Genomic DNA, 8,249 nt, shown 5'->3' on the forward strand with positions numbered 1-8,249 from the left:
AGAAGACTTCAAAAAATCGCTCTGCTGCGCATAGTGGTGGTTTTACTCTTTTTCTTTTTTTTAGATTAACAATTGGTCAAAGATCAAGCGTAAAACCTGCTGCGCTTGCCTGTTTTTGTGAACTTGGCTTCATTTTCCTGAAAATTTACACCAAGCACGTTCTGACACTGGTAACTTGATTGAGGATTTCCAAGGTTCTTTTCTATTGTTAAGTTAGGGTTGATTTTCTGAGGTATTCTCTAGCGTGTTAAGTTAGGGTGATAAAGATCCGATACTCTTCTTCACAATTTCCCGAGTGTAACAACTTTCTACAAACTCTTTGATGTATTCATAATCTATTATTCCATCAATTTTTACAGGTAGATTGATCTCAAATTTCCTCAATCTTTCCAGTTAAAGTTTACTGCCATAGTGATAACGCCAAACATTTTCTGTTGTCTGCGCATCAGATCAGAAACAAGATGAGCGACAAATTTCGCAGATATTTTGTTTCGTAAATTTACCACTAATTCCATCTTTGTCAATTAAATAATCACAAATTCGTTCATCAGTTAATCCCATCTCTTTTAACCCAGCAATGATGGTTCTGAGATAATTATTTGATGGTGGGTTACGTGGTAGTTCTTCACAATTGGTAATTGTAACAATTTCAGTCCCATCCTGGTGATTACCCAGAACCAGTTTCTCACAGTACCAGGATTTTCCTTCTTGACACCATACGTGATCAAATTGTTGTTCTGTGATCTTCCAAATTCTACCATGAGTACAAAATTTTTTGTCGCATTTTGGAGAGATAAATGCAACGCCTTTATTTTCCCACCATGTGGATTTGTTTGCAAAGTATAATTTGTGTGGGATTACGTAAGGCTCATCCGCTACAGGCATCGTAGAATCCTCACATTTGTTATTTGATTTACCACCCAATCGATACTTTCCGCCCTTCAAATATGTAATGAAACGTTCTCGTAACAAATTAGAACCATATGTAGCATACCAAACATACATGGTGAGTGATGATAAAATAACATATTTCTAACTGTTTCGATCCCTTGTCTTTTGACCTTTTGCATTAATTCTCCTTCCTCTGGCTTTGCTTCAAATTATTCATTCAGATAAAATTTAATGCGGGTAGACAAAACCAGACTCAAATGGCTAAAGACGGCAGGGCACTTATCACACTTGGCTTTGTGGCAATTGCAATTTTGTTTTTGATTTACGCAAGGCTTGGTAATTCCGAGATAACGCCATCTGCCATATCGTCAATAGAAAGACTTGGGGCTGCATTTTATGTAATGATATTACTGGCGCTTGGAGCAATATCGTATGGATTTTACCAGTACCACAAGTTCAAAGTGGAAAAAAACCAGGACGATTCCTTTTCAATTATAGCTCAGGTACTACGGAATTCCAAGTCGCGTAAAATTTTGGCCGCAACATCAATAGGATATGGTGTGTTTTTTGCCCTAACGTCTGGAATCTTGGTGTACCAGCCAGATGTCGTCTTTTCATTTCATTATAACGTGCAGATCCCTTCTGCACAGATTGTCCCGTGTTGCGGTGAAATCGGCTATGTGCCAAGGATTTTGGTGTATGTGACAGACCATGTCGGAATGCAAATCATCCCAATTAATCTTATTTTGCAGATTGCAGTGTCTTATTTGGTAGGCCTAAATGCGGCAATTGCGGTAAACGCGTTTTCAATTCTACGCAAGGGCGCAGGGATGGGAAGTGTGGCTGCAGCTACTGGCTTGTTTGTTGCATGCCCCACATGTGCAGGAACGTTCATCTCGTTGTTCGTATCGGCATCCAGCGCACTTGCATTCACCGTAGCCATAACACAGCTTCAGACAATATTCATTGCAGTATCTATTCCATTATTGGTTGTGACACCAGTCATAATGGCAAAGAAGATAAGATCCAGTGGTTGGAGCTGCAAAATCAACTAGGCTTTACTTCTGGAATTTTCCAGTTGCCAATGTCATATCCATCACGTCGCAAATACTTGAGCGTTAGCTTGTAGATGAGCTCATCATGGTCTACCTTTTCTAGTATTTCGGACCAGAGAACTTTTCCGTTTGCAGCAATCATTTTCTTAAAGTCTGGGTTCAGCGCCTCAGCTATTTGCTTGCACTGATCAAATGTTTTTCCGTTTCTGTATGAACGGACTCGTCTGTCGCAGCTGTTCATGATATTGATACAAGATGGTAAAATAATTACTTGTCTTGTCTCTGGCTTTTTCACGCGCCACCTTTCTCTCATCGTATGCTTTAGTACCAAACTCGGTGCCCTTTTCAATTCCCTTTTTGTCAAGTACGCTGGCCCCTTCCACTATTTTTTTCAGCCTAGTCCCCGGGTTATTTTAGTAACAAGAAGGACATGGTTTTGGCGTTAAGCCTTAAAAAATTTCTAGAATTGTTTTAGCTTTTCCACTATGATTTTGAAGATTTCGTTATTGTCAATTAGTATGCATGGTAGGTTGTTTTCTGCGCAGGCCTGTCCGCTTTCCGTGTCCCTGGTAATCAGAATCATGCGGTTTTCCTTGGCATAATTTATCACGGAATAGTCGGTGCGGAGATTTTTTCCTTCGGTTATCAGTTTTTTGACAGAATATGCGTCATAGCCTAGGCTTCGAAGCTTTTCATCCCAACCGTCGTCCATTTCGTCCACCAGAATCTTCAATGCAATCAAATCCCAAAATTGCACATTATAATATTAGTCAAGCCGGTAGCCGATTATCAAGGGCATAACCAATGACAGTCTAACTATGGCGCCCATGATGAGATGTCATGATACGATTCTGGTATAATATTACACCATTAGATAGTAAGATTTGGTGTTTGCAAAATAAACAATTAGAGATGTGCAGTTATTTTTTTGACCTTGCTAACTAGCGCCATCTTTTTTGCAGCGCCGACATAAGGCTCCAGGGTAAAGTAGACTGTTTTTCTTTTTGGATAGATTACCATCTGTGTCACCTTTTCGCGCTCCACTTGGACGTACCTTACTTGCCCCAGGGACTTGTTGAATTGCTGTCGCATTTTACGCCTCTGTGCAACTTGCTTGCAAAAATGTTCCTCTTCTTTTTGTGATTTCAGCGATGTCTTGCCCTTTTTCATTATTGATTCCAAAATGTTTCCCTTTAGGTCTATAATGGCTGCAAATCTCATAGTAGAGTCCAAACTTATGATGTCCTCAACTATTTCCATTAGTGTCGCTTGTTTGTAGACTTTCAATGCTCTGTATCTAATGTTTGGCCAAATATAACTGCATTAACAGATTCAAAAACAGATTCCACATACAATTCCTGCTGCCATAAAAATATCTCAAATTCGTGCGCAAATTCACTATTCATATTAAACAAAAAAGGTGCGTAGTGAGACAAACAATACCTCTAGCATGGTTGCTGAAAATGACAATGCGTGTTAGTTAGGATTTTGCTAATTTTTTGATCTTGGCAGATTCTTTACTAATTGATTTTGATATTGCCTTTTTTTTCTTACCCAGCTGTTTTATTTTTGTTACCTCTTTTTTCTTTTGGCGCTGTAGATGGGTTTTCTTTGCTTTGATCTGCCTTTCGATTGCTGTCTTTTCCTTTTTGATTGACTGGAGTTGTGTCATTGCACTCTTTACTTGGGTTTCCAGCGCATTGCGGTCATGGTTAATTTTGTCTAGCAATTCCTGATCAGACTTTATTTGAGAGACAGACGGGGCTGTGGAGATCATTTTGTTTTTTTGCTTCAAAATTTGCTTTGCAAGAATGGATTGTTTTTGTTTAGAGTCAGATAGGAATTTTTCATAATTAGAAATTGTTTTTAGTAGTTTTGCCTGGGTTGCAAGTTTTGCCTTTTCTTGTTTTACCTGATCGACAAGCTGACGTTCCTGAGATTTTGCTTCCTGGATGTTTTTTTGGTTTTCTGCCCGTATCGATTCTAGTTGATGCTTTTCTTCCTGGATTTTTTTAGCAACCTGTGCTTGTTCTGCTAGGTGACCGCGCTCAGCTTGCGCCTGGGACGCTATTTCTGCCTGCTCTTTTTGCAGTTTTGATACTATAGTATCACGCTCTGCTCTTACCTGCTCTAGTTCTGACTCCTGCAGTTTTATCTGCTCTACTAGCTTGTTTTGCTCTAAGAGATTGTCCCGCTCCTGAGTTATCTTCTTTTGAAGCTGCTCTTTTTCTATTTTGACCTGGTTTTCAAATTCCTGCCTATCTAGGATAATCTGGGTGAGCTTTGATTGCTGTATTCTTAATTTTTCTGCCTCTGTCTTTTCGTGTCCAAGTCTTTGTTGTTCTGTTTCAAGCTGTTTTTGAATCTGATCAAGGCTTTGCCCATCTCCTTCCCATCCTTTTGGTAGGGTTACATCTTGTGGGTACTCTGACTGGAGATGAGTGATTTTTTGGGTTATAACAGATTCCAGATTTGCTATCTTTTGGTTTGCCCACGAAACCTGGGACTTTAATGATTCAATTGTTTTGTCTGATTCCTTTTTTTCGGTAATGATTTTAGTATAATCTATTTTTTGGCCAATCTTTGATTCCAGATATTGTTGGTCGGATTTGTAGAGAGTTTTTCCCTGTTTTAGAAATTCCATTATGAATTGCAAGCGACCTGTGTCCCCCGCTCCAGCTGAGATGAGCTTTTGGATTTTGATTATGACGCTTTCTTCTACTTTGAGCCGTTCTTGCAGGCCTATTTCCTGTGAGAATTTTTTATCGAGATATTTTTGATCAGAATTGTATAGCTGCTTGCCGTTATTTAGAATTGATATAATGTGCTGTAGTCTACCTGGATCTCCTTTGCCAGAAACCATTAGCTTATCTACAAATGCCCTAGTTTCCTGGCGAGTCAGGTTTGCCATACCGAATCCCTTTCTTCTATGTATGACTAGTATTTTAAGACCTCAGAGATTTACTAAATTTAACAACTCACGCTACGCCAAGTCTAGCCTTGTACAGTGTCTTCCAAGCCTTGACGTTTTTTGATGATTTGATTATGACTATACCGTCAAAGGAAAACGATTTTTTTATTTTCAGGGAATTTTTGATGTTGAGCTTGGTCGAAGAGTCCAACTTTTTGTAAATCAGGCTTATGTGCGGCTCAAAATCGTATTTTGTGCCAAGCGCTTCATACAAGGTATTGTAAATTTTGCTCAGGTTTTTACCCTTTTTTATTTTGACAAATATTGTCTTCCAGAGATAATCTGATTGCCCAATCCCGGTTTTGTATACTCGGACTTTACAAGAATTTATCCGTTGTACTACTTCCTTTGCTTTTTTTAGAGATTTTATACCGCTATACACCGTAATGTGAGAGGAAAATTTCGGTGCATCGTGTTTTTTTGCCAAATTATGGATGATTTTGTTTAGGTATTTTTTGTCCTGATGTGACGGGACAAGCCAAATGGAATAGGTCATGACATTTTTTGCAATACAATGTTTCTATACGGCGCATATTCCACTGCCGAGTAATCCTTTGAGAATTCTTCTGCAAATATGGTATCTTCTTTTGCGATCAATAGGTGAGCGCTCATTGGCGGAACGACAATTACTTCAGGACTAGTTATTGTCTTGATTTTTTCCTGGTTTGAATTGATGTCTTTTTCATAGTATTCTATTACGCCCGATATCAGGTGGTGTTTTGTCTCAAACGTATGATAGTGTCCGCCTCTGGCAAATCCTTTTTTGATTTGCACCAAATTGAGGTTTTTTTGTCCGTATTTTAGAAAAATTATGGTCCCTCGAACATCGGATGCCTGTTTTTCATATTCTAGGTCCATAATACTTCACTATGCTGCAGAGCCTACGTTTATCTTCAATGACAAAGTTGGCGATAACGCAGACGGATTCTCGATGCTCTCCCAGACGAATATAGTTGCCTCGTATTGTCCTGTCTGACTTGGCACCCATGACAGAGATGGTGAGAATGATTGTGCGGCAGACAATTCCCCGGTAATCCAGGCAAGTGACACTGTCACGCCGTTTTCGTCCTGGACTTGGACAATATACGCAAATTGCTGCTCAAAGTCCTGATTGTTTTTTAGATCAGCTACAATTTGGACTTGTTTTCCAACTTCTATGGTTTTGGTTTGAGGGGCTGCACCAAGATTTACCTGTGCAAACGCAATTCCAAAAATACCAAACAATGCAAGGCAAATCAGAGCAACTCTGTACAATGTTAGGGATTCTTCTATTCTGATTGATAAACTAATCTTCTTCGGACTTGCCCATTCTGTCTACTCCAGAATCAGTAGAACTGTAATTGGTCTTCCTTTTTTTGAACTTGGTTACGCAGTTCTTGCACTCTATGTTTTGTAGTTCTATGCAAGAATATGACAAAATTAACCATAAAATACCAAAATTGGAAACACGGCTAGAATGGTGCCTGTCTGTTTAATTTGATATAATTTTCAAAAATGACATAATTCACTAATATTCATCAGCGGAATTTTGAGTAGATGGGCTGGCAATGGCTTTGCCAGAGTCCGGCATTAATCCCAATCTACTAGTATAGCAATGACGAATTTTGTATTAAAAGCAGGCGTAGGAATCATCTAGAGATTCCGCATTTTACGTAATATTTCTGGTGGTATTCCTCTGCTCGGTAAAATTCCGGCGCTGGCTGAATGTGCGTGACTATTTTTTTGCCAAACTTGCCTGATGCATCGAGTCTTTCTTTGGATTCTTGGGCAGCTCTTTGCTGATCTGAATCATGGTAAAAAATCACGGAGCGGTACTGAGTTCCAATGTCTGGACCCTGTCGGTTTAGCTGTGTTGGGTCGTGTACGTTCCAAAATACATCCAGTAATTTTTCAAAAGAGACCTCACTAGGATCATATTCTACTTGGACTAGTTCTGCATGTCCTGTTTCATCAGTGCAAACGTCTTGGTATGTCGGATTTTTTGTATGTCCTCCGCCGTACCCTACCGCGGTTGACTTGACTCCGGGCGTGGTCCTAAAGATGTCTTCGACGCACCAAAAGCAGCCTGCACCAAATGTTGCCTTCATTATCCTGGTTATGTCATACCGCAATTAAAATGATGTTCCAATTACTTTTCGTACAGCCAGATCTGTATTTTAGTCAGTGGCAGGGTCAGATTGTCTGGGATTGTAATTAGCAGTCCTGAATTTTTGCCGACATTGTTGCACGTGCCGGAAAACCTCTGATAGTTTTTGCCAAAACATGCGCCGTCTGTATAATGGGTGAATTTGCCGTTTTTTGCATCATAGTTTGCTTGTTGCTGGATTGAATCAACAAAATAGACATCAAAGCCGACAGTACTGTCGTTTATCTTTACTGTATAGTCAAATGAGGCGCCGTCCTGTGAAGTACAAATTGGGATAAATTGTGAATAGCCGTACTTTAGCTGTTCTTGCTGTCGTGCATAGTCCTGCTTGCTTGGCTCAGGCGTGTACATTGTTATGTTTGGGTCCGGGCTTTGCTGCAGACCTGTAGCATACTCGATATAGTGTCGTACGGTGTCTGCGCCAAACCTTGCATAGTGCGGCTCCCAGGAATCACGGCAGTTTGTGTTGCTGTTTTTGACTAAAATGTAAGGCTTGTCATGGACGTACCTAATTTCATCGACATTGTTCTGCTTTGATAACTCTAGTCGCTCTTGGGAGCTAAGCGGTGCTGCGTCTTTTTTATTCCATACATTTGTAATATCATAGACAACATTTCCCGGATAGCTGGACCAGCCTTGCTCAAAGTGCACATACACTGACTGTTTGTTAATTGACTGCTGCTGCATTACAAATGCGGCAATTATGTAATATGATACTACCAATATGGCAATTGCAATTCCCAAATATGCCAGCTTGTTCATGATTTAGGGATTTATTGTGGTGTTTTTAATCTGTGAGCTCAATTCCGGTCTCGTGATAATATCTCTGCTTTAGTCGTAGCATTTTTTCTGCTATTTTAGCGTCTGAATTTTTTGCAAGCTTGGAGGAAAGTAATTTGTATTCTGAAACGATTTTTTGAAGCTCTGATTTTTTCATGGATGGATTTGTCTTGTTATTTGATTTGAAAAAGATATGTTTCCGGGGTTTTAATTTAGACTAGTCCTGTTGCCAATTTAGCAAGATCTGATTCAAACCAGTCAGTATCGTATTTTTTAGAGCCTTTAGAAATTACATTAATTGCAATGTGGGAAAATGTCTTTTTTGATATAGAGCCATGAGTGTGCAGCGTTCCCTTTTGAATGAACACCATGTCTCCTGGGTTTAGCCTCGTAGAGGAGACTTTTT

Annotated in this window: 10 protein-coding genes and 1 pseudogene; 1 reads left to right on the top strand and 10 read right to left on the bottom strand. The window is 39.6% G+C overall.

Annotation, left to right across the window (positions count from 1 at the left end; all coding sequences use genetic code 11):
* Window positions 1-450 precede the first annotated feature (450 nt).
* On the bottom strand, window positions 451-945 hold the full coding sequence (locus FJ354_06845; GenBank protein MBM3906369.1) for a hypothetical protein: 495 nt from the start codon (window positions 943-945) through the stop codon (window positions 451-453).
* A gap of 203 nt (window positions 946-1,148) precedes the next feature.
* Here FJ354_06845 and FJ354_06850 point away from each other — a divergent pair, with 203 nt between their 5' ends.
* Window positions 1,149-1,946, top strand: a complete 798-nt coding sequence (locus tag FJ354_06850) for a hypothetical protein (protein MBM3906370.1) — start codon at window positions 1,149-1,151, stop codon at window positions 1,944-1,946.
* On the opposite strand, the gene FJ354_06855 is transcribed toward FJ354_06850, so the two are convergent.
* From FJ354_06855 to FJ354_06895, 9 genes and pseudogenes are all read right to left on the bottom strand, one after another.
* Complete coding sequence (locus FJ354_06855; protein MBM3906371.1) at window positions 1,939-2,187, bottom strand: hypothetical protein; 249 nt, start codon at window positions 2,185-2,187, stop codon at window positions 1,939-1,941. The two genes, FJ354_06850 and FJ354_06855, sit on opposite strands and share 8 nt — an antisense overlap.
* 219 nt (window positions 2,188-2,406) lie before the next feature.
* Window positions 2,407-2,679 carry a hypothetical protein gene (locus FJ354_06860; GenBank protein ID MBM3906372.1) on the bottom strand — a complete coding sequence of 91 codons (273 nt, stop codon included), beginning with the start codon at window positions 2,677-2,679 and terminating at the stop codon, window positions 2,407-2,409.
* Window positions 2,680-2,852: 173 nt separating this feature from the next.
* Entirely contained in the window at window positions 2,853-3,206 is a 354-nt protein-coding gene (locus FJ354_06865; protein MBM3906373.1) for a hypothetical protein, read from the bottom strand.
* A 220-nt stretch (window positions 3,207-3,426) separates the two neighbouring features.
* Complete coding sequence (locus FJ354_06870; protein ID MBM3906374.1) at window positions 3,427-4,857, bottom strand: hypothetical protein; 1,431 nt, start codon at window positions 4,855-4,857, stop codon at window positions 3,427-3,429.
* Window positions 4,858-4,924: 67 nt separating this feature from the next.
* On the bottom strand, window positions 4,925-5,413 hold the full coding sequence (locus tag FJ354_06875; protein ID MBM3906375.1) for a hypothetical protein: 489 nt from the start codon (window positions 5,411-5,413) through the stop codon (window positions 4,925-4,927).
* Window positions 5,410-5,775: a hypothetical protein gene (locus tag FJ354_06880; GenBank protein MBM3906376.1), complete on the bottom strand. Its 366-nt coding sequence runs from the start codon at window positions 5,773-5,775 to the stop codon at window positions 5,410-5,412. Before FJ354_06880 ends, FJ354_06875 begins: the two co-directional genes overlap by 4 nt.
* Before the next feature lie 9 nt (window positions 5,776-5,784).
* Window positions 5,785-6,078: pseudogene (locus FJ354_06885) on the bottom strand (hypothetical protein).
* A 467-nt stretch (window positions 6,079-6,545) separates the two neighbouring features.
* Entirely contained in the window at window positions 6,546-7,004 is a 459-nt protein-coding gene (gene msrA / locus FJ354_06890; protein ID MBM3906377.1) for a peptide-methionine (S)-S-oxide reductase MsrA, read from the bottom strand.
* A gap of 41 nt (window positions 7,005-7,045) precedes the next feature.
* Window positions 7,046-7,825, bottom strand: a complete 780-nt coding sequence (locus FJ354_06895) for a hypothetical protein (protein MBM3906378.1) — start codon at window positions 7,823-7,825, stop codon at window positions 7,046-7,048.
* Window positions 7,826-8,249: the final 424 nt, after the last annotated feature.

This window comes from Nitrososphaerota archaeon (genome assembly GCA_016872055.1).
Taxonomy (GTDB): Archaea; Thermoproteota; Nitrososphaeria; order Nitrososphaerales; family Nitrosopumilaceae; genus Nitrosotenuis.